This is a genomic window from Variovorax sp. VaC1, assembly GCF_043658315.1.
Lineage (GTDB): Bacteria > Pseudomonadota > Gammaproteobacteria > Burkholderiales > Burkholderiaceae_C > Variovorax.
The window spans coordinates 527,411-546,759 of record NZ_JBIGLT010000004.1 but is presented as its reverse complement, the minus strand read 5'-3'; the positions used below and the strand labels follow the sequence as shown (position 1 = coordinate 546,759).

Genomic DNA, 19,349 nt, shown 5'->3' with positions numbered 1-19,349 from the left:
GCCATGGAGGACTACCTGCCTTTCGTCATCTCGGGCTTGGGCCTGGGCGCGGTGTATGCGCTCTCGGGCGTGGGGCTGGTGGTGCTCTACCGCTCGTCGGGCGTGCTGAACTTCGCCTTCGGTGCCATCGGCGCCATCGGTGCGTACGTGGCCTGGTCGATGCTCGAAGCCGACTGGCCGCAGGGGCTGGCGTGGTGCGCGGCCATCGTCACCTCGATGCTGCTGTCGTTGGCCTATGGCCGGTTGTTGGCGCCGCGGCTGTCGCACCGCGACCCGACCATCCGCAGCATCGCCACGCTGGGCTTTGCGCTGGTGGTGGTGGGCTTCACCGAGTGGTACTGGGGCGAGCAGCCGCGCCGGCTGGTGCTGCCTACCGACTCGGGCGCCATCGACTTCGTGCTGGGCGAGGTGGAGGTGCGCCTCACCCACACGCGTGCCCTGGGGCTTGCGCTTGCGGTGCTGATGATGGGCGGCGTCGGCCTGCTGCTGTCGAAGACGCGCGTGGGTCTGAAGATGCGCGCATTGGCCAACGACCGCGACCTGAGCGCGCTGCTCGGCATCCGCGTGCTCGGTGTCGACACGGTGGCCTGGATACTCAGCGGCGCCTTCGCCGGTGTGTGCGGGCTGCTGCTCGCCAACATCGTGCGGCTGCAGGCCACGCTGCTGACCTTCCTGGTGATTCCGGCCTTTGCCGCCGCCATCATCGGCCGCCTGCATTCGCTGCCGGCCACGGTGGCGGGCGGTATCGCCATCGGCGTGCTGGAGGCGCTGGCGATCACCGTGCCGGGCTTCGCGGCCTTCCGCACGGCGACGCCGTTCCTGATCGCGCTGGCGATGATCGTCTTCTTTCGCACGGGCACGCGGCAGGCATGAGCGCTTCGATCTTCACCGGGGCGGCACAAGCACCCGACGACATCGCGCAACTGCCGGCCTCGCTGGCCGAGGCAACGCGCCGTGCCCGCATTTCATTGGCCGTGATGGTGGGCTGCGTGCTGCTCATCGGGCTCGTGGTGCCGTGGCTGGCCAATGCCTACTGGATCAAGACGCTCACGTCGTCGCTGGCACTGTCGATTGCCGCGGCTGGCGTGGCACTGCTCTACGGCCAACTGGGGCTGGTGTCGCTGTGCCAGTACGCGCTGCTCGGCGCGGGCGGCTGGATCGCCTTGCGCGCGGGCCACGGGCTGGGCTGGCCTTTCGAGCTGTCGGTGCTCGCGGGTGGCTTGCTGTCGTGCGTGGTGGGCATGCTCGCGGGCCTGCCTGCATTGCGGCTCAAGGGGCTGTACCTCGCGCTGGTCACGATGATGATGGCGGGCGGCTTCCAGGTCGTCATCAACGTCATGGGCTTTCCCGATGGCGGCGCAGGCTGGCTGGGCCGCGTGTTCGGCAGCGAGCGGCTGATGATGCCGCGCCCCGCGCTGGCGCTGTCCGACGCGGCGTACTTCCGCTACGTGGCCGTGTGGCTGGCGGCGGTGCTGGCGCTGATCGAGCTGCACCGGCGCACGCGCGCGGGCCGCTCGTGGGCATTGATCCGACGCGGCGAAGCGGCGGCCGTGGCGGCCGGCGTGAACATCCTGCGCTACCAGACCTGGGCCTTCGGCCTGGCCGGCTTCTGCGCCGGCGTGGCGGGCGCGCTGCTCGCGGGCGGCGTGGGCCAGCTCGACGGGCGCGCCTTCACCGCGGGCGATTCGGTGATGCTGTTCGCGCTCACCGTGGTGGGCGGCGTGTACCACTGGGCCGGCGCGTTGATCGCGGGGCTGTTGCTGCGCGCAGTGCCTGCGTTGCTGACCGACTTCGGCGTGAACGGCTACCTGGCGATGATCTTCTTCGGCGTGGCGCTGCTGCATGCGCTCATCACCGCGCCGAGCGGCATCGCCGGGCAACTGGCGGGGGCGTTCGATGCGGTGCGCAGGCGTCTCACGCGCGATGGCAAGGGGGCCACCCCATGATCCGCGTGAGCGATCTCACCGTCGCCTTCGGCGGCGTCAAGGCCATCGACGGACTCAGCGCCGAACTCGACGCACCCGTGTGCGGCCTCATCGGGCCGAACGGCGCGGGCAAGACCACGCTGGTCAACGTGCTCAGCGGCCTCGTGCTGCCGCGTGCCGGCACCGTCGCGGTGGACGGCACCGACCTGCTGGACCTGAAGCCCATCGAGCGCGTGCGCTTCGGCCTGCGCCGCTCGTTCCAGACCGAGCAGGTGGTGGAAGACCTCAGCGTGTGGGACAACGTGCGCGCGCTGCTCGACCACGTGCCGCATGCGCGCGGCGAAGCGGTGGCGCAGGTGGCGCGTGCGCTGTCGCACACCGGCCTGCTCGACGTGGCCACGGTGATGGGCCATCGCCTGAACCTGTTCCAGCGCCGCATGCTCGAAATCGCGAAGTCGCTGGTCGGCGCGCCGCGCCTGCTGCTGCTCGACGAACCCGGCGCGGGCCTGACCGAGCAGGAGGCCGGTGCGCTGCGCCGCGTGATCGGTTCTGTGCATGCCTTCTGCGGTGCACAGGTGCTGCTGATCGACCACGACGTCGACCTCATCGCCGCCACCTGCTCGCAGACGCTGGTGCTCGACTTCGGCCGCCGCCTTGCGCTCGGCCCGACGCGCGCGGTGCTCGACGACCCGGCCGTGCGCAAGGCCTACCTGGGAACGGAATGAACCACGGAGCTTTCACACCATGCTGAGCGTGAACGACCTGCGCCTGCAGCGCGGCGGCAAGGCCGTGCTGCACGGCATCGACCTGCAGGTGCCGCCCGGCGAAGTGACCGCCCTGCTCGGTGCCAATGGCGCGGGCAAGTCGAGCACCGTGATGGCCATCGGTGGCGTGCTGCCGCTCACCAGCGGACGCATCGAGGTCGAAGGCCACGCGCTGCACGGCCAGCGGCCTGAGCGCGTGCGCGCGCTGGGCGTCGCGGTGGTGCCGGAAGGGCACCGCGTGCTGGGTGACTTGTCGGTGCTCGACAACCTGCGCGCCGCTGCGACGTCGCTCCCGGCATCGCGCGTGGCAGAGGCGGTCGAGCAGGTGCTCGCGGTGTTCCCCGAACTGCGCGTGAAGCTCGCGCTGCCCGCGCGATCGCTGTCGGGCGGGCAAAAGCAGATGGTGTGCATCGCGCAGGCGCTGATCGGCAAGCCGCGCTACCTGGCCATCGACGAACTCTCGCTGGGGCTCGCGCCCACCGTGGTCAAGCGATTGGTCGAGGTGGTGCAGCAGGTCGCGCGCGAAGGCGTGGGCGTGCTGCTGATCGAGCAGTTCACGACGGTGGCGCTGGCTGTGTCGAGCCGCGCCTATGTGCTGGAGCGCGGCCGCATGGCCTTCGCGGGTTCATCGGAAGAACTGCGAAGCCGGCCGGAGATACTGCACAGCAGCTATCTCGCGGCGGCCTGAAGAACGCCTGCTGGCGCTGCTTACTTCGGCGTGCCGCCGGGCGTGGGCACGGAGTGGGGCTTGGCTTCGCGCGCCTCGGCGCGGGCTTCGCCGGCTTTTTCCGTCTTGCTGGGCGTTGCCACGGCCGAGCCTTCGCCGCGTGCGGTGCCGCCGTCCTTGATGCGCACGGCGCCCGGCTGCTTGTTGTTCTTCTTCGCTTCGGCGGCGGCCTGCGGCTTGCTGTCGAAGTCGGCCTCGGCTTCCGCGCTGTGGCTGTGCGGTTGCTGCGCGAAGGCGGTGGAGAAGAAGGCGAGGGTGCCCAAGGCGAGCAGGGTGCGTTTCACGAGGAGGTCCTTTCTGTGTTGGATATGGCTGTGTGATGTGGCCGTTTCCTCAACGAAACACATCACGCCCCAACTCTAGAAAGGCCAACCGCTCGCTGGCCGTCACTGCGATTACGGTTTTGTCATGCCGCGCAGGTGTGCGTGGCCCTTTGCGGAACGGAGCAGGTCAGTGCGTGAGCGCGGGCGACGCTGCCTGCTCGGCCTCGCGCCGCTGGAACTCGCGCGGCGACACGCCGTACTGCGCCTTGAACACGCGGCAGAAATGCGCGCTGCTGTTGAAGCCCCAGGCGAAGGCGATCTCCGACACCGAAGTGCGGCGGCCCGCCGCGTTGCGCAGCGCCTCGCTGCAGCGCTCCAGCCGCATCTGCCAGATGAAGCGGTCGAGCGTCTGGTCTTCGTCCTCGAACACGCGGTGCAGGTAGCGCTTGGAGCAGCGCAGCTGCTGCGCGATGAGGTCGAGCGACAGCGCGGGGTCGGCCAGGTGCGCGTGCACGAACTGCTTCACGCGCGCCTTCAGCACGCCCGGCACCGGGTGCATGCCGAACTGCTCGTCGGAATGCGTGGCGAGCGTGGAGGCCAGCAGGCCCAGCACGGTGTCGCTGACCGAGCGGCCGACCGCGTTGGGCAACGAAGGCAACTGGTCGGCCAGCGAGGTCAGGAACGAGCCGAGCACCGCGTAGAGCCCCTGCATGGCGGGTGTGTGCGCCTCGCAGGTGTGCAGGTCGGGAATCTTCATGCCCTTGAACTGCTGGCGCGGAATGGTGATGGCGAGCAGGCGCGAGCGTTCCGGGTTGGTGATGGCGTAGGGCACGCGCGGGTCGTACAGGCTCCAGTCGCCGGGGTGCAGGTGGAACTCGCGGTCGCGCTGCGAGATGTGGCCGTGGCCTTCGAGCTGCAGCACCAGCTTGTAGTGCTCGTCCAGCACGATCTCGTGGCGCGTGTCGGGCCGGGCCACGCGGTGCGAGGGCGCCTCGATCATGAACATGCCGAGCGGCCCGAGTTCGTAGGCGTCCATGCGCGCATCGAAGGTGCCGGTGTCCAGGCATTGCACACGCAGCGCGCCGAAGTACGACTCGTTGATGCGGCCCCAGCAGGCCTGCCGGTCGGCGGGGTGTTCGAGCAGCGTGCTGAAGTGGTGTGCGTTCATGCCGTGGGGTCTCTGTGGGCACGCCGAAGGCGCTTGCGCAGGATAGGCATGCGGGGGCTCGCCATCATCGGTGTTTCCACCCGGACCGGCGCGGCGGTGCGTTCCCGGTAAACAACGGGTGCGCGCTGGATCAATCGACGGGCTTGCCGCCGAAGACCTCGCCGATCAGCGCGATGAGCCATTTCAGCCCGGGGTCGCCGTCGCGGGCCGCCGTCCACAGCAGCGACACGGCGTAACGCGGCGTGTCGAAAGGCAGCGGGCTCACCGCCAGCCCGAGCGCGTCGCGCCAGGTGGCGGCCGCGAAGGTGGGCACGGTGGTGATGGCGGCCATCTGCCGCACGATGAACGGGTTGGTCGCGAAGTTGCGGCTTGAAAAGACCACCTGGCGCGTGAGCCCCTGCTCGTGCAGCAGTTCGTCGACCAGCCCGCTCAGGTCGGCGCTGAACGAGGTCAGGAGGTGCGGGTGGCGCAGGTATTCCTTCAGCGTGAGCCGCTTGCCGCGCGCCTTGACCAGCGCAGGGTTGTAGACGCAGACGAAGTGCCAGTCGAACAGCGCGCGCTGGCGGTGCCATGCGGCGCAGCCGGGGAACACGCCCACGGCCAGTTCGATGTCGGCCGCATCGAGCTGGCCGGGCGCGGTGGTGCGATCGGCCGCGCTGGCGATCAGCCGCACGCCCGGGGCTTCGGTGGCCAGCCGCTGCATGAGCGGCGGCATCAGCGCGACTTCGAGCGCATCGCTCAGGCCGATGCGGAACACGCGCTCGGCACGGGCGGGGTCGAAGGCCGGGCGGGCCTGCAAGGCTTGCTGCAGCGACAGCAGCAGCGGCTCGATGACCTGGGCGAGTTCGAGTGCCCGTGGCGTGGGTGTCATGCCGTGCGAGGTGCGCACGAACAGTTCGTCGCCGACGGCCGCGCGCAGCCGCTTGAGCGCGCCGCTCAGCGCCGGCTGGCCGATGAACAGGCGCGCGGCCGCGCGGGTGACGTTGCGCTCGTGCAGCAGCGCGTGGAACACCAGCAGCAGGTTGAGGTCGAGCCGCCTGAAATCACTTTCGTTGATGCTTTTCATGGTTTCAAACGATTTGAATGATAGGCCGCCGATCCCTAACCTGAAGGCTCATCAGTCAACCAAAGGAATCGACATGGCTTCGGAACAACAGACAGTGGTGGTGCTCGGTGGCTCGTCGGGCGTGGGCCTGGAAACCGTGCGCCGGCTCGCGGCGACGGGTGCGCGCGTCATCGCGACGGGGCGCGACAACGGCAAGCTGCAGGACGCCATCGGCGGCATGGGAGCGAACGTGAGCGGCGCGGCCTTCGATGCCGGCGACCGGGTGGCGCTCGACGCCTTCTTCGCAAAGACGGGGCCGGTCGACCACCTCGTGCTCACGCTCAGCGGCGGCGAGGGTGCGGGCGAGTTCGCGCAGCTCGACCTGCAATCGCTGCGGCGCGGCTTCGAGGCCAAGTTCTGGCCGCAGCTCGAAGCGGCGCAGGCGGGTGCGCGGGTGCTGCGCAAGGGCGGCAGCATCACCTTCGTGACGGCGATCTCGGCGCGCAATGCGTTGCCCGGCACGGCGGGGCTGGCTGCGATCAACGGCGCGCTCGAAGCGATGGTGGGCAGCCTGGCGCGGGAGTTGAAGCCGAGCCGGGTGAATGCGGTGTCACCGGGCCTGGTCGATACGCCGTGGTGGGACCGCGTGCCCGCCGCGCTCAAGAGCGAACTGTTCCGCCAGCAGGTCGAGACGCTGCCCGTCGGCCGCGTGGGGCAGCCGCAGGACGTGGCGCATGCGATCCAGTTCCTGATCGAGAACGGCTACACCACCGGCACCGTGATCGAGTGCGATGGCGGGTTGCGGCTGGTCTGAAAAAATTTGAAAAGCGTCAGACCGCCGGCACGCGTCCGGCATCGGCCGGGTTCGCGTTGCGCCGGTACAGCACCAGCGTGGCGATCAGCCCGCAGACGGCGGCGGCCGTCATCCACAGGCCCGGCGCGCCCTTGTCGCCGGTCATCTCGATCAGGCCGGTCGCAATCGCTGGCGTGAAGCCGCCGAACAGGGCCGTTGCCAGGCTGTAGGCCAGCGAGAAGCCGGCGGTGCGCACGTTGACCGGCATCACCTCGGTGAGCGCCACGACCATCGCGCCGTTGTAGCTGGCGTAGAGGAAGGACAGCCACAGCTCGACTTCGAGCATGCGCGCGAAGCTCGGCGCGCCGACCAGCCACTTGAGCGAGGGGTACGCGGTCAGGATGGTCAGCACCGTGAACAGGATCAGCAGCGGCTTGCGGCCCACGCGGTCCGACAGCGCGCCCATGATCGGCAGCCAGATGAAGTTGGAGATGGCCACGCACAGCGTGACGACCAGCGCATCGGTGGTGCTCAGGTGCAGCACAGCCTTGCCGAAGGTGGGCGTGTAGACCGTGATCAGGTAGAACGACACGGTGGTCATCGACACCAGCATCATCCCGGCGACCACGAGGCCCCAGTTGCTGATCATCGACTGGAAGATCTCGCGCGCATCGGGGCGGTGCTTGCGCGCCATGAACTCTTCGGTCTCCTGCAGCGAGCGGCGGATGATGAACAGCACCGGCACGATCAGGCAGCCCACGAAGAAGGGCACGCGCCAGTAGAAGTCGCCGATCTCCTGCGGGGTGAAGGTCACGTTGAGCCAGTAGCCGAGCGCGGCCGCGACGACGATGGCCACCTGCTGGCTGGCCGACTGCCAGCTCACGTAGAAGCCCTTGTGGCCCGGCGTGGCCATTTCCGACAGGTACACCGACACGCCGCCGAGTTCGACGCCGGCCGAGAAGCCCTGCAGCAGCCGGCCGATCAGCACCAGGAAGGGCGCCGCCAGGCCGATGGTGGCGTAGGCCGGCACGCAGGCAATGAGCAGCGTGCCCGTTGCCATCAGCGCGAGCGTGACGATCAGGCCCTTGCGGCGGCCGACGCGGTCGACGTACGCGCCGAGAAAAATTGCGCCCAGCGGCCGCATCAGGAAGCCTGCGCCGAAGGTCATGAAGGTGAGCATCAACGAGGCGAACTCGTTGCCGGCCGGGAAGAACGCCTTCGAGATCTGCGTGGCGTAGAAGCCGAACAGGAAGAAGTCGAACATCTCCATGAAGTTGCCGCCGGTCACGCGAAGGACGGTGGCGAATTTCGAGGAGGGTGCGGGCGAGGCGTGCGCGGTGGCAGTGCCCTTTTGCGCGGCGGAAGGCGCGGGATTCATCTTGTTGTCCCCTGTGGCGTGTGTGTGTTTGCCAAGGGTAGGCGGGCTTCCCGACCGCTGCCTGACTGCGCGAGTCAGGTAGCTGTCACGCGCTGCGGGACGCGCCAAGGGGCGCCGCCGTCGTCAGGTCTTGTACTTGATGGAGCAGCCGTAGGGCCGCGTGGTGGCCGCCGAGATCGCCTTGCCGCCGAAGGCCTCGCCCAGTGCCTGGTTGACGTAGTTGGTGGCGGTCTTGATGTCTTCGACCCGCGCCGACGCGATGCTGTCGATGCCGCCCGCGTACACCAGCGTGCCCTTGGGGTCGATGATGAAGATGTGCGGCGTGGTGCGCGCGCCGTAGACCTGGCCGATGAGGCCGTCTTCGTCCATCAGCACGGCGGTGGGCGCGGCTTTCTGCGACTTCATCCACGCATCGAGCGCGGCGGGCTGCAGGTAATCGGTGGAGGCGCGCTCGGTGGAATTGATGGCGAGCCACACCACGCCCTTGTCGGTGGCGGCCTTTTGCGTGGCGGGCAGGTTGCCGCTGCCGTAGTGCTTGCGCACGAAGGGGCAGCCGGGGTTGGTCCATTCGAGCACGACGAACTTGCCGGCGAAATCAGACAGCTTGTGCTTGGCGCCGGTGGTGTCGACGGCCACGAAGTCGGGCGCCTGCTGGCCCACGGCGGGCGCGGCGAAGGCGGGGGTGCCCATCAGGAAGGTGGCGCCCAGCGCCACGGCGGCGGCGACGACGGCGCGGCGGGAAGCGCGGCTCAGGGCCGCACGGGCATGGCGCGCAGCGCGCAGGGAACGCGAGTCGGTGGATGGCGAGAGAGACATGGCCAGCTTGAACTCCAAAACAAAATTCCAAACAACAACTGCAGCTTAGAACGGTTTCTTCAAGTGCGTGTGACAAGCCATGTCACGACGGTGGTCAAGTCAGAGCGCGGCGAGTGCGGCGCGGACTTCGTCTTTGCTCAGGATCTCGGTCAGCACGACCGGTGCCTTGCCCGGTGCCTGCAGCACATAGACCGGCACGCCGCTGCGGCCGAGCGTGGTGAGCGCGGCCGTGATGGCGGGGTCGCGCCGGGTCCAGTCGGCGCGCAGCATCGCGACCTTCTTGGCGTCGAAGTCGGCCAGCACCTCGGCATCGGACAGCGTGCTCTTCTTGTTGTACTGGCAGGTCACGCACCAGGCGGCGGTGAAGTCGATGAACACCGGTTGGCCGGCGCCCGAAAGTTCGGCCACGCGCTCGGCCGACCAAGGCTGCCAGCGCTGCGTGCTGCCTCCATTGGCAGAAGCCAGCTTCGCGGGCTCTACCACTTGCAGCACATTGCGGCCGATGGCACCGGTCAGCAGGGCGGTGAAGGCGATCAGCACGGTCGCGATCACGACCCGCGTGCGGCCGCGCAGCGTGAGCGCCCAGACGATCGCGGCCATGCACACCAGCAGCGCCAGCAGCGTGCCCGCGCCGTCGATGCCGCTTTGCTGGCCCAGCACCCAGACCAGCCAGGCCACGGTGGCGAACATCGGGAAGGCCAGCAGGCGGCGCAGCGTGTGCATCCACAGGCCCGGCTTGGGCAGCAGGCGTGCAATGGCCGGCACGAAGCTGGCCGCCAGATAAGGCAGCGCCAGCCCGAAGCCCAGCGCCGCGAACAACAGCAGCGCCTGCCCGGCCGGCAGGCCGATCGCGAAGCCCAGCGATGCGCCCATGAAGGGCGCGGTGCACGGCGAGGCGATCACCACAGCGAGCACGCCCGAAAGAAAGTCGTTGGCCAGCGGGTGCTTGGCCTGGGCGCTGCAGAGCGACGACGGCGCGGCGCGGCCGAACTCGAACACGCCCACGAGGTTCAGGCCGATCAGCGTGAACAGCGCCGCCAGCGCCGCCACCACGCCCGGCGACTGCAGCTGGAAGCCCCAGCCGAGCCCGGCACCGGCCGCGCGCAGCGCAAGCATGGCGCCGCCCAGCGCGAGGAAGGACAGCATCACGCCGCCCGTGTAGGCCAGCCCGGCCTTGCGGTGCGCGCTGGCGTTGCCCGCCTGCCGCGCGAAGCCCAGCACCTTGATCGCAAGGATCGGGAACACGCAGGGCATCAGGTTCAGCAGCAGGCCACCGAGCAGGGCGCCCAGCAGGGCGGCCATGAAGGTGGTCGAAGACGGGGTGGTGTTGGGGGTGGGCTGTGTGGCGGCGGCTGCATTGGCCGCGTTGGCGGTCAGCGCGGCCTGCAGCGCCGGCGACACCTCGGCGCGCTGCGGCGCGGCGGGCCAGTTGCCCGTAACGGGCGATTCGGCGCGCCACGCGACCGGCTGGCCGGCCTGCCGGTCGGCCGGGGCCAGCGCCACCACCACCGGCATCACCGTGGGGCTGGCGCTGCGCTGGTCGGCCAGCGGCAGCGTGGCGGTCCAGGTGCTGCCTTGCCAGGATTGGGTCCAGTCCTTGCCGGAGACGGCCGCGGTGCGGATCACCTCGGGGGTCTCGGGGAAGAAGGCCAGCGTCTTGCCCTGCGCGGCGGCGGGCAGCCCTTCGAGGCGCACTTGCAGGTTGTTGCCATTGACCTCGATGGCGCCCGGCTTGGCCAGCGGCTGCGGCTGGGCGGCCTGCGCGGTGTCGAAATCGGCCTTGTGCAGCGCGGTCGAGCCCTGCAACGGCAGCGAGAGCGTGAACTCTCCCTCTTCGGGAATGCATTCCTTGCGGCACACCAGCCACGATGCCTTGAGCTGGATGTCCATCGACGGCGTGCCGCCGGCGAGCGCCACGGGCGGCTTGTAGAGCGTCGATACCTCCAGCGGCACCGGCAGCAGCACGGTGTTTTCGTAGCCGTAGTTGGCGAGGCTGCCGACCGGGATCTTCTCTGGCACGGGCCAGGCGATCTCGCCGGTCGAGACGCCGGCGGGCAGCGTCCAGGTCATTTCGGTGGGCAGGCCCGAATCGCCGGCGTTCTTCCAGTAGGTGTGCCACTCGGGCTGGTGCGTGATCTGCAGGCCCACCCACACCGGCGAGCCGGGCGCCACGCCGTCGGGCGCATGTGCGATCAGTTCGGCGCGCACATGGGGGGTGGTGACCACCGCGCCGGCCTTGGGCGTCAGTTGGGCCGCAGCCGGCATGCAGGTTGCGGCTGTTGCTATCAGAAGCGTAGCGAAATGGATGCGCGAAAAGATCATGCCGTCAGTCGGAGCATTCAGTGGGGGCGAAGTTCCGGCTGTTCTCAGGCCGTGGCGGGCGCCCAGCCCAGCACCACGCGCCGGCTGTTGGCGCTTTTCTTCTCGATCTTGGTGACGATCACCGCGCCGATTTCCGCGGTGTTGGCAACGTGCGTGCCGCCACAGGGCTGGAAGTCGATCTGCGCGTCGCCCTCGCCCGTTCCGCCGATGCGGATGGTGCGCACCGTGCCCGAGCCGCGCGGCGGCTGCACGCTCATGCTCTTGACCAGCGCCGGGTTGGCGTCGAGTTCTTCGTCGGTGATGGCGCCGACGACCAGCGGATGGGCCGCCTCGACCAGCCGCGCAAGGCCGGCCGTGAGCGCTTCCTTGTCGAGCGGGTCGGTCATGTGGAAGTCGATGCGCGCGTAGTCGGGCGTGATCGAGCAGCCGTTCACCGGCACCGGCACGAGGTGGCACAGCAGGTGCGACGCGGTGTGAAAGCGCATCAGCCGGTGGCGGCGCTCCCAGTCGAGGCGGGCGGTGACGCTGTCGCCGGGCTTCAGCGCGGCGAGCAGTTCGGCCTGTTCGGGCGCCGGCACGTGGACGAATTCGTCGGTCGGCTGGCCTTCTTCGTTCTTGGCCTTGCGGGTGTCGGCGATCGCCAGTTCGCGGCCATCGGCCAGCACCAGCACGCCGGTGTCCCCGGCCTGGCCGCCGCCCAGGGGATAGAACACGGTGCGGTCCAGCACGATGCCGGTGTCGTCGATGCGCAGGATGCGGGCTTCGCAGGTGCGCAGATAGGCGTCGGCGCGGAACAGGTCGTCGGTCATGCGGCGATGGTAGCGGCGATGCGCAAACAAGGTGCACCCACGCCCGAAAGCGCCCACGGCCGACAATCCCGGGCGCGCCGGCTGTGGATGATCCGCCCGGTATGCGGCGCCAGGCCGCGCAAGGACTACGCATGAAAGCACCGCAGCAAGCACCCACCTGCAGGGCCGATTCCGCGTGGCGGATGCCGGCTGTGGCCCTCACCGCCATCGCTGCCGTCGCCACGGCGCTGCTCGTGGCCGGCTGCGGCGAGGCGGCCAAGCTCTCGCCCGAGCTCACGGTCGGCCCGCGCCCGCAACTGGCCGAGCCGAACAAGACCCTCATTCCCACCATCAACGTGGCCCCCGCCGTCGGCTGGACCGACGCCGCCACGCCCATCCCCGCCGACGGCCTGCGCGTGACCGCACTGGCGCGCGGCTTGGACCACCCGCGCTGGGTCTACACCCTGCCCAACGGCGATGTGCTGGTGGCCGAGAGCAACAAGCCGCCCCGGCCCGCCGGCAGCACCGACGGCGGCAGCGGCCCCATCGCCAAGGTGCGCGACTGGGTCACGGGCAAGATCATGGGCCGCGCCGGTGCCGGCGTGCCCAGCGCCAATCGCATCACCCTGCTGCGCGATGCGAATGGCGACGGCGTGGCCGAGGTGAAGCAAGTGTTCATGTCCAACCTGATGTCGCCTTACGGCATGGTGCTGGTGGGCAACGAACTCTTCATCGCCAACGCCGATGCGCTCGTGAAGGTGCCCTACACCGAGGGCCAGACCGCCATCACCGCCACGCCCACGATGGTGACGCCGCTGCCCGCGGGCATCAACCACCACTGGACCAAGAACGTCATCGCCAACGCCGATGGCAGCAAGCTCTACGTGACGGTCGGCTCCAACAGCAACATCGGCGAGAACGGCCTCGCGGCCGAAGAAGGCCGCGCCGCCATCTGGGAGGTCGACACCAAGACCGGCGAGAAGCGCCTGTTCGCCAGCGGCCTGCGCAACCCCAACGGCATGGGCTGGGACCCCGACACGAACGCGCTGTGGACCGTGGTCAACGAGCGCGACGAGATCGGCAGCGACCTCGTGCCCGACTACCTCACCTCGGTGAAAGACGGCGCCTTCTACGGCTGGCCCTGGAGCTACTACGGCGGCGTCGTCGATGCGCGCGTCACGCCGCAGAACCCCGCCATGGTGGCCAAGGCCATCGCGCCCGACTACGCGCTGGGCTCGCATGTCGCGCCGCTGGGCATGGCTTTCTCGCGCCCGGGCGGCATGCCCGAGCAGTTCGCCAGCGGCGTCTTCATCGGCGAGCACGGTTCGTGGAACCGCACGCCCAAGTCGGGCTACAAGGTGGTGTTCGTGCCCTTCATCGGCGGCAAGCCGAGCGGGCCGCCGGTCGATGTGCTCACGGGCTTCCTGACCGCCGATGAAAAGGCCCAGGGCCGGCCGGTGGGCGTGGCGCTCGACAAGAGCGGCGCGCTGCTGGTGGCGGACGACGTGGGTAACGCCGTGTGGCGCGTGGCGCGCACCAGGCCCAACTGAGCCCGAGCTGGCGTCAGCCTCGGCGCGCCGACGACAGGCGCGGCACCAGCTGCGCCACCGGCCCGTCGACCCGCCGCTGGCTGGTGTCGCCGCGCAGGTGGTCGAACAGCAGCGCAATGGCTTGCTGTGCGATCTCATCCAGGTGCAGGTCCACGGCCGTTAGCGGCGGCACGCAGGTGCGGGCGCGCACGCCGTCGTAGCGCGTGGCGACCATCACGTCGTCGGGAATGCGCCGGCCCGATTCGAGGATGGCCGCGACCGCGCCCGTAGCGAAGGCATCCACAGGCACGCAGAAGGCATCGATGTCGGGGTGCGCCGCCAGCAGCGCGAGCGCGGCTTCGCGGCCACCGCTCTCGCCCTTCACCTCGTCGACCAGCGACAGGATCGGCGCCTGCCCGCGCGCAGCGACGAACGCCAGGTAAGCCGCCTGGCCTTCCACATAGGAGTTGCGCTGCGCCGAGCCGAGGATCATCGCGACCTTGCGCGCGCCCTGCGCCTGCAGGTGTTCGAGCAGCAGGCGCGTCGTGTGCCCCGAGTGAATGTCGACATACGGGGGCAAAGCGAGCCCGTCGGCGGCTTCCTCCGCTGGCTTGCCGATGGCCACCACCGGCAGGCCGCGCCGCAGCAGGTAGGCCATGTTCGGGTCGCCCGCCGAAGGCTCGATGACCAGCGCACCGTCCACGTCCAGCAGCTCCATCGGCACCCGCCCGGTTTCCATGGGCGGCGCCAGCACCAGCGCCAGGCGGCGGTCGAGCGCCGCCGCGGCGGCCACCGCCGCCACCTCCATCAGAAAGCCGAGCCGCGACGGGCCGCCCGCCACCGCGAACGGCATCGACGACAGCAGCACGATCATGTGCGCCTCGCCGGTGCGCAGCCGTTGCGCATTGCGATTGGGCCGGTAGCCCAGCGTCAGCGCCGCCTTCTCGACGCGCGCGCGGGTTTCCGCATCGACCTGCCCCCGGGCGTTGAGCGCATGGGATACGGTGGTCGGCGACACGCCCGCTTCCCGGGCCACGTCCTTGATGGTGACCCGCGGCGGTGGATTGGGGCTCATCCCGTTGACCTTTTCAAAAAGCGGTGATTCAATTCCCAAATCGTTTTGGGGCTCGCTGTTCCGGAATGTACTTCACCCGCTTCGGCGGCTTTTTTTGCCAGTGCGCCCAAATCGATTTGGGCATAGCCAGCTCAAAGGATTCGAATCATGTCCCGTGCTTGCGACGCCCCCGCCGTCGACGCAGTGCTGCCCGTTTCGCAACTGCTCCTGTTCGGCCTGCAGCATGTGCTGGTGATGGCGGCCGTGCCCATCACGTCCGTGTTTCTGGTGGCGAAAGCGCTGGGCCTTCCGTCCGCGCTCACGGTCAACCTCATCAGCGCCACCTTTCTGCTGTGCGGCGTGGGCACGCTGCTGCAGTCGTTCGGGCCGTGGAAGTTCGGTGCGCGCCTGCCTTTCGTGATGGTGCCGGGCGGCGCGCCGATCGTGATGTTCGTGACCATCGCCCAGCAGCGCGACCTGCAGACCGCCTCGGGCGCGGTGATCCTCACGGCGCTGTTCTATTTCCTGGTGCTGCCGGTGTTCGCGCGCTGCCTGCGCTACTTTCCGAAGATCGTCATCGGCACCTTGCTGCTGCTGGTGTCCATCAACCTCGTGAAGGTGTACGGCGGCATCATCGCGGGCAAGGCCGGCTCGCCCGCTTTTGCCGACCCGGTGAACATCGGCCTGGCGCTCGCGACCATCGGCTTCACCGTGCTGTTCGCGCGCATGTTCAAGGGCACGCTCGGCCAGCTCTCGGTGCTGCTGGGCTTGCTGGCCGGCACGGTGCTGGCGGCCGTCTGCGGGCTGATGGACTTCGGCACCGTGGCGGCCGGGCCCTTCTGGAGCGCACCGACGCTGCTGCCCTTCGGCATGCCGCGCTTCGACCTGGTGGCGGCCGTGCCGCTGCTGATCTTCAGCGTCATCTCGATGGTCGAGGCCACGGGGCAGACCGTGGCGGTGGCCGAAGTGGTGGGCCGCAAGATCGATGCGCGCGACGTGGTGCCGCGCACCATCCGCGGCGACGCGCTGATGTCGCTGGCGGGCGGGCTCTTCGGCACCTCGATGATCATCACCAGCGGCGAGAACATCGGCATCGTGCGCGCCACCAACGTGCGCTCGCGCTACGTCACGGCAACGGCCGGCGTGATCCTGATCCTCATCGCGCTGTCGGCGCCGCTGGGCCGGCTGGCCAGCGCCATTCCCTCCGCCGTGGTCGGCGGCACCGCGATGGTGGTGTTCGCGATCATCGGCACCATGGGCATCGACATGCTGCGCAAGGTCGACCTGCACGAGCGCGGCAACATGTTCGTGCTGGCCGGCGCGCTGACCATGGGCCTTCTGCCCATTGTGGTGCCGGGCCTGTACAGCCGCTTCCCCGACACGCTGCAGCTCGTGCTGGGCAACGGCCTGGCCATGGGCTCGCTCACGGCGGTGGTGCTCAACATGGTGTTCAACCGCGTGCCTGCCGATAGCGCCGAAAGCCCCGTGGTAGCACCTGCATCGCAGTGAGGCGCCGCGCCGCTTCTTCCTTCTTTCTCTTTCCTGCCTCTCTCTTTCTCTCTTCACCATGTCTTCTGAACTCGATGCCGCGCTCTTCGCGGCCGACGAGCTGCTGCTCGTTCCCGATCACCTGATGCTGCGCGATGGCCCCGCAACCGGCCATGCCGTGCTGATGGCGGGCGGCCGGTTCCGCGACGTCGGGCCCGCCGATGCGCTCATCGCCCGCCACCCACACCTCACGCCGCTGCACCTGCCCGGCAAGCTGCTGATGCCGGGAATGATCGACGCGCACCACCACCTCACGCAGTCCTTCGGCAAGTCGCTGGCCTATGGCGAGCCGTCTGAAATCTTCCGGCGCGTGTGGGTGCCGCTCGAATCGAGCCTGGACGACGAGTTCGTCTACATGGCCTCCAAGCTCGCGGCGCTCGAATCGCTGCGCGGCGGCTTCACCACCGTCTGCGATGCGGGCACGCGTGCGCCGGGCGACATCGGCGCCGTCGCGGCCGCCGTGCAAGAGGCCGGGCTGCGCTGCGTGCTGGGCCTGATCTGCAACGACGGCGGCAACGACAGCACCGCCGCCGATCGGCAGGCCATCCAGTCGCACGCCGCGCAATTCCTGCGGCAGTGGTCGGATGCAGAGCTGGTGCATCCCTCGCTCGCCATCTCGGTGCCCGAGGCCGCGTCCGACCAGATGCTGGTAGCCGTGTCGGCCTTGTGTGCCGAGGCGCGCACCATCTTCCAGACGCACGTCAACGAACACCTCGCATCGGTCGAGCGCTCGGTGGTGCAGCGCGGCAGGCGGCCGCTCGAACTGCTGGCGCAACTGGGCGCGCTCGGCCCGCAGGTGCTCATTGCACACGGCACGCTGGTCACGCCGTCCGAACTCGTGCTGCTGCGCGACACCGACACCGCCGTGAGCTACAACCCCGTCGCCAGCCAGTGGAAGGGCAACGCCGTGGCGCCCGCGAACCTGATGGCCGCCATGGGCATCAGGTTCGGGCTCGGCACCGACGCCACGCGCAGCGACGCCTTCCGCCTGATGGATGCGGCCGAGGCCGCGCAGAAGCTGGCCTTCGGCATGGCCATCGGCGACGCATCGAGCGGTGGCGGCTGGACCTGGTTCGACCACGCCACGCACGAAGGCGCGCGCGCCGTGGGTCTCGATCACCTGACCGGCGAGATCGCCGTGGGCAAGGCGGCCGACTTCCTCATCGTCGATGTCGACACGCCCGAGATGTGCACGTCTGTCGACCTCACATGGGACCTCGTGCGCCTGGGCAACCGCGACCAGATCACCGCCGTGTTCGTCGCGGGGCGCCTGCGCCTGTGGGAAGGTTGGCCGCCCGACTGGGACGCGCGCGCGCTGCAGGAGCGGCTCGCGCGTGTCGCCCATGCGGCGATGGAGCGCGCACCCATCGTGCGCCTGCACCCCACGGCGGCCGAACACCGCCGCCTGACCATGGCAGCCGCCACCAGCGCACGGAACTCGCAGTGAGCGCGCAGCACCTCTTTCTGGTTTCCATCGCCGTGCTGATCGCCGCCTTCGTGCAGGGCGCGACCGGCGTCGGCTTTGCGCTGATCGCCGCCCCGGTGATCGGCATCGTGCGACCCGACCTGCTGCCCGTGTGCGTGCTGGTGCTGATGCTGCCGCTGAACTTCTATGTGATGTGGCGCGAGCGCGGCGCCATCGACCGTGTCGGCGCGAGCTGGATCACCGGTGGGCGCATGCTCGGCACCCTCGGTGGCTTGTGGGTGCTGGCGGCGCTGAGCGCGAGCCATCTGTCGCTGTTCGTCGGCGCCTCGACCATCGCGGCCGCGCTGGTCACCTTGATGATGCCGGCCTTCTCGCCGGGCCGCAGCGCCTTCGTGGCGGCGGGGCTCGTCACGGGCATCACCGAAACCGCGACCGGTATCGGCGGCCCGCCGCTCGCGCTGGTCTACCAGCACCAGCCGGCGCCCACCATGCGCTCGACCATCGCGTTGTGCTTTCTGGTCGGCGAACTGGTGTCGCTGGTCACGCTGATGGTGGCCGGCCGCATCGGCGGCTCACAGCTCTATGCAGCGGCCGAGTTGCTGCCCGCGCTGGTCGTGGGCGCGGTGCTCAGCCGCGTGGTGCATCGCCGCATCAACGGCCGCGTGCTGCGCATCTTCGTGCAGGTCTTCGCGATCGTGTCGGGCGCGGCGCTGCTGCTGCATTCATTCTGAGGCGCTGCGCGACGAAGCCAGCCATGCCGCGCGGCTGATGCGGTAGAGCCGGTGGCGCACCAGCGCGTGGCCCTCGGGCACGGCTGGATGGTCGAAGGCGCCGGCCACGTCTTCGTGCATGCCGATGCGCTCCATCACCGCGGCCGAGCGCAGGTTGCCGACGGCGGTGAAGGCCACGATCTCGTCGAGCCCGAGGCGGTCGAACCCGACCTGAAGCGCGCCGCGTGCCGCTTCGCTCGCGATGCCCTTGCCCCATGCCTGCCGGGCAAAGCGCCAGCCGATCTCGACACAGGGCGAGAAGGGAAGTTCGGCCACCGGAACGTTGAGCCCCGTGAAGCCGATGAATTCGCCCGACGCCTTGTCTTCGACGGCCCACAAGCCCCAGCCGTTGTCGGCGATGCGCGTCTTGATGCGCTCGGCCAGCGCGTCGCTGTCGGCGCGTGTGGGCAACTGGAGCAGGTACTCCATGACCAGCGGGTCGGCGGCCAGTGCCGCGAAAGGCGCACGATCGCTGTCGCGCCATTGGCGCAGCCGCAGGCGTTCGGTTTCGAATTCAATGAGTTCTGTCTTCATGCCGCCGATTGTGTCGCAGCGCATATATATCGTGACGTGATATATTCGCGACCGTTCCGATCGCACCCCAAGACATGGCCTCATCACGCAAGCTCGCCAAGAAAGACTTCGAGGCACTGTCCCAGTTCCGCTACCAGATGCGCCGCTTCGAGCGCTTCTCCGAGCGCGCCGCGCAGGGCGAGGGCCTCACGCCGCAGCAGTACCTGGTGCTGCTGCACATCAAGGGCGTGCCGGGGCGCGAGTGGGCCTCGGTGGGCGAGATCGCCGAGCGCCTGCAACTGCAGCCGCACGGCGTGGTCGCGCTCGTCACGCGCTGTGAGGCGCTCGAACTCGTGCAGCGCCGGCCCAGCGAAACCGACCGCAGGCAGGTCGAGGTGCACCTGCTGGCCAAGGGCGAGCAACTGCTGCTGCGGCTGGCCGAACTTCACCGCGCGGAACTGCGCTCGCTCAAGGGCGTGTTCGACGTGCCGCAGATCGATCTTCCCGATGCCCACTGAGC

At 69.3% G+C, this 19,349-nt stretch carries 19 protein-coding genes; 10 read left to right on the top strand and 9 right to left on the bottom strand.

The features are described 5' to 3' along the window. The first annotated feature begins 3 nt into the window (after positions 1-3). Genes ACGLHS_RS19380 through ACGLHS_RS19365 form a run of 4 tightly spaced genes read left to right on the top strand, consistent with a single transcriptional unit; the run spans position 4 to position 3,377 of the window. The gene (locus tag ACGLHS_RS19380) at positions 4-873 is read left to right on the top strand and encodes a branched-chain amino acid ABC transporter permease (RefSeq protein WP_394482318.1); all 870 of its coding nucleotides are present in this window, start codon (positions 4-6) and stop codon (positions 871-873) included. Beyond that, positions 870-1,946, top strand: coding sequence for a branched-chain amino acid ABC transporter permease (locus ACGLHS_RS19375; RefSeq protein WP_394482316.1), 1,077 nt, complete (start codon positions 870-872; stop codon positions 1,944-1,946). The genes ACGLHS_RS19380 and ACGLHS_RS19375 overlap by 4 nt, the downstream gene beginning before the upstream one ends. Beyond that, positions 1,943-2,650 (top strand): ABC transporter ATP-binding protein, encoded by a 708-nt coding sequence (locus ACGLHS_RS19370; protein WP_394482314.1) that lies wholly within the window; start codon positions 1,943-1,945, stop codon positions 2,648-2,650. Before ACGLHS_RS19375 ends, ACGLHS_RS19370 begins: the two co-directional genes overlap by 4 nt. Positions 2,651-2,669: 19 nt before the next feature. Continuing rightward, positions 2,670-3,377, top strand: a complete 708-nt coding sequence (locus ACGLHS_RS19365) for an ABC transporter ATP-binding protein (protein WP_394482312.1) — start codon at positions 2,670-2,672, stop codon at positions 3,375-3,377. Positions 3,378-3,397: 20 nt separating this feature from the next. Here ACGLHS_RS19365 and ACGLHS_RS19360 read toward each other — a convergent pair whose 3' ends face one another. The 3 genes from ACGLHS_RS19360 to ACGLHS_RS19350 form a co-directional block, all read right to left on the bottom strand. Further along, positions 3,398-3,700 carry a hypothetical protein gene (locus ACGLHS_RS19360; protein ID WP_394482310.1) on the bottom strand — a complete coding sequence of 101 codons (303 nt, stop codon included), beginning with the start codon at positions 3,698-3,700 and terminating at the stop codon, positions 3,398-3,400. A 166-nt stretch (positions 3,701-3,866) separates the two neighbouring features. Beyond that, positions 3,867-4,847, bottom strand: a complete 981-nt coding sequence (locus ACGLHS_RS19355; protein ID WP_093243926.1) for a helix-turn-helix domain-containing protein — start codon at positions 4,845-4,847, stop codon at positions 3,867-3,869. Between the two features lie 130 nt (positions 4,848-4,977). Continuing rightward, positions 4,978-5,913: a LysR family transcriptional regulator gene (locus tag ACGLHS_RS19350; protein WP_394482307.1), complete on the bottom strand. Its 936-nt coding sequence runs from the start codon at positions 5,911-5,913 to the stop codon at positions 4,978-4,980. Between the two features lie 73 nt (positions 5,914-5,986). On the opposite strand from ACGLHS_RS19350, the gene ACGLHS_RS19345 reads away from it, so the two are divergent. Beyond that, the gene (locus tag ACGLHS_RS19345) at positions 5,987-6,706 is read left to right on the top strand and encodes an SDR family oxidoreductase (protein ID WP_394482305.1); all 720 of its coding nucleotides are present in this window, start codon (positions 5,987-5,989) and stop codon (positions 6,704-6,706) included. Between the two features lie 16 nt (positions 6,707-6,722). Here ACGLHS_RS19345 and ACGLHS_RS19340 read toward each other — a convergent pair whose 3' ends face one another. From ACGLHS_RS19340 to ACGLHS_RS19325, 4 genes are all read right to left on the bottom strand, one after another. Then, on the bottom strand, positions 6,723-8,063 hold the full coding sequence (locus ACGLHS_RS19340) for an MFS transporter (protein WP_093243932.1): 1,341 nt from the start codon (positions 8,061-8,063) through the stop codon (positions 6,723-6,725). 123 nt (positions 8,064-8,186) lie between these two features. Next, a complete protein-coding gene (locus ACGLHS_RS19335) occupies positions 8,187-8,879 on the bottom strand; it encodes a redoxin domain-containing protein (RefSeq protein WP_176801190.1) in 693 nt (230 codons plus the stop codon). Positions 8,880-8,978: 99 nt separating this feature from the next. Beyond that, a complete protein-coding gene (locus ACGLHS_RS19330) occupies positions 8,979-11,201 on the bottom strand; it encodes a protein-disulfide reductase DsbD family protein (RefSeq protein ID WP_394482302.1) in 2,223 nt (740 codons plus the stop codon). Between the two features lie 44 nt (positions 11,202-11,245). Further along, on the bottom strand, positions 11,246-12,010 hold the full coding sequence (locus ACGLHS_RS19325; protein WP_394482300.1) for an alanyl-tRNA editing protein: 765 nt from the start codon (positions 12,008-12,010) through the stop codon (positions 11,246-11,248). Positions 12,011-12,141: 131 nt separating this feature from the next. On the opposite strand from ACGLHS_RS19325, the gene ACGLHS_RS19320 reads away from it, so the two are divergent. Next, complete coding sequence (locus tag ACGLHS_RS19320) at positions 12,142-13,539, top strand: PQQ-dependent sugar dehydrogenase (RefSeq protein ID WP_394482298.1); 1,398 nt, start codon at positions 12,142-12,144, stop codon at positions 13,537-13,539. 13 nt (positions 13,540-13,552) lie between these two features. On the opposite strand, the gene ACGLHS_RS19315 is transcribed toward ACGLHS_RS19320, so the two are convergent. Further along, a complete protein-coding gene (locus ACGLHS_RS19315) occupies positions 13,553-14,593 on the bottom strand; it encodes a LacI family DNA-binding transcriptional regulator (protein WP_394482296.1) in 1,041 nt (346 codons plus the stop codon). Positions 14,594-14,740: 147 nt separating this feature from the next. Here ACGLHS_RS19315 and ACGLHS_RS19310 point away from each other — a divergent pair, with 147 nt between their 5' ends. Genes ACGLHS_RS19310 through ACGLHS_RS19300 form a run of 3 tightly spaced genes read left to right on the top strand, consistent with a single transcriptional unit; the run spans position 14,741 to position 18,277 of the window. Further along, the gene (locus ACGLHS_RS19310; protein ID WP_394482294.1) at positions 14,741-16,081 is read left to right on the top strand and encodes a uracil-xanthine permease family protein; all 1,341 of its coding nucleotides are present in this window, start codon (positions 14,741-14,743) and stop codon (positions 16,079-16,081) included. 58 nt (positions 16,082-16,139) lie between these two features. Continuing rightward, positions 16,140-17,567: an amidohydrolase family protein gene (locus tag ACGLHS_RS19305; RefSeq protein ID WP_394482292.1), complete on the top strand. Its 1,428-nt coding sequence runs from the start codon at positions 16,140-16,142 to the stop codon at positions 17,565-17,567. Further along, on the top strand, positions 17,564-18,277 hold the full coding sequence (locus ACGLHS_RS19300; RefSeq protein ID WP_093243949.1) for a sulfite exporter TauE/SafE family protein: 714 nt from the start codon (positions 17,564-17,566) through the stop codon (positions 18,275-18,277). Before ACGLHS_RS19305 ends, ACGLHS_RS19300 begins: the two co-directional genes overlap by 4 nt. Here the strand turns inward: ACGLHS_RS19300 and ACGLHS_RS19295 are convergent. Beyond that, positions 18,269-18,850 carry a GNAT family N-acetyltransferase gene (locus ACGLHS_RS19295; protein ID WP_394482289.1) on the bottom strand — a complete coding sequence of 194 codons (582 nt, stop codon included), beginning with the start codon at positions 18,848-18,850 and terminating at the stop codon, positions 18,269-18,271. The genes ACGLHS_RS19300 and ACGLHS_RS19295 overlap by 9 nt on opposite strands. Positions 18,851-18,924: 74 nt before the next feature. Here ACGLHS_RS19295 and ACGLHS_RS19290 point away from each other — a divergent pair, with 74 nt between their 5' ends. Then, on the top strand, positions 18,925-19,347 hold the full coding sequence (locus tag ACGLHS_RS19290) for a MarR family winged helix-turn-helix transcriptional regulator (RefSeq protein WP_093243950.1): 423 nt from the start codon (positions 18,925-18,927) through the stop codon (positions 19,345-19,347). The last annotated feature ends 2 nt before the right edge of the window (positions 19,348-19,349 follow it).

Excerpts from the sequence above, each read along its gene's own strand:
- ACGLHS_RS19340 (WP_093243932.1), bottom strand. The coding sequence starts at position 8,063 with ATGAATCCCGCGCCTTCCGCCGCGCAAAAGGGCACTGCCACCGCGCAC.
- ACGLHS_RS19310 (WP_394482294.1), top strand. The coding sequence starts at position 14,741 with ATGTCCCGTGCTTGCGACGCCCCCGCCGTCGACGCAGTGCTGCCCGTT.
- ACGLHS_RS19325 (WP_394482300.1), bottom strand. The coding sequence starts at position 12,010 with ATGACCGACGACCTGTTCCGCGCCGACGCCTATCTGCGCACCTGCGAA.
- ACGLHS_RS19365 (WP_394482312.1), top strand. The coding sequence starts at position 2,670 with ATGCTGAGCGTGAACGACCTGCGCCTGCAGCGCGGCGGCAAGGCCGTG.
- ACGLHS_RS19335 (WP_176801190.1), bottom strand. The coding sequence starts at position 8,879 with ATGTCTCTCTCGCCATCCACCGACTCGCGTTCCCTGCGCGCTGCGCGC.
- ACGLHS_RS19345 (WP_394482305.1), top strand. The coding sequence starts at position 5,987 with ATGGCTTCGGAACAACAGACAGTGGTGGTGCTCGGTGGCTCGTCGGGC.
- ACGLHS_RS19380 (WP_394482318.1), top strand. The coding sequence starts at position 4 with ATGGAGGACTACCTGCCTTTCGTCATCTCGGGCTTGGGCCTGGGCGCG.
- ACGLHS_RS19355 (WP_093243926.1), bottom strand. The coding sequence starts at position 4,847 with ATGAACGCACACCACTTCAGCACGCTGCTCGAACACCCCGCCGACCGG.
- ACGLHS_RS19295 (WP_394482289.1), bottom strand. The coding sequence starts at position 18,850 with ATGAAGACAGAACTCATTGAATTCGAAACCGAACGCCTGCGGCTGCGC.
- ACGLHS_RS19315 (WP_394482296.1), bottom strand. The coding sequence starts at position 14,593 with ATGAGCCCCAATCCACCGCCGCGGGTCACCATCAAGGACGTGGCCCGG.
- ACGLHS_RS19375 (WP_394482316.1), top strand. The coding sequence starts at position 870 with ATGAGCGCTTCGATCTTCACCGGGGCGGCACAAGCACCCGACGACATC.
- ACGLHS_RS19330 (WP_394482302.1), bottom strand. The coding sequence starts at position 11,201 with ATGATCTTTTCGCGCATCCATTTCGCTACGCTTCTGATAGCAACAGCC.
- ACGLHS_RS19350 (WP_394482307.1), bottom strand. The coding sequence starts at position 5,913 with ATGAAAAGCATCAACGAAAGTGATTTCAGGCGGCTCGACCTCAACCTG.
- ACGLHS_RS19320 (WP_394482298.1), top strand. The coding sequence starts at position 12,142 with ATGAAAGCACCGCAGCAAGCACCCACCTGCAGGGCCGATTCCGCGTGG.
- ACGLHS_RS19370 (WP_394482314.1), top strand. The coding sequence starts at position 1,943 with ATGATCCGCGTGAGCGATCTCACCGTCGCCTTCGGCGGCGTCAAGGCC.
- ACGLHS_RS19290 (WP_093243950.1), top strand. The coding sequence starts at position 18,925 with ATGGCCTCATCACGCAAGCTCGCCAAGAAAGACTTCGAGGCACTGTCC.
- ACGLHS_RS19305 (WP_394482292.1), top strand. The coding sequence starts at position 16,140 with ATGTCTTCTGAACTCGATGCCGCGCTCTTCGCGGCCGACGAGCTGCTG.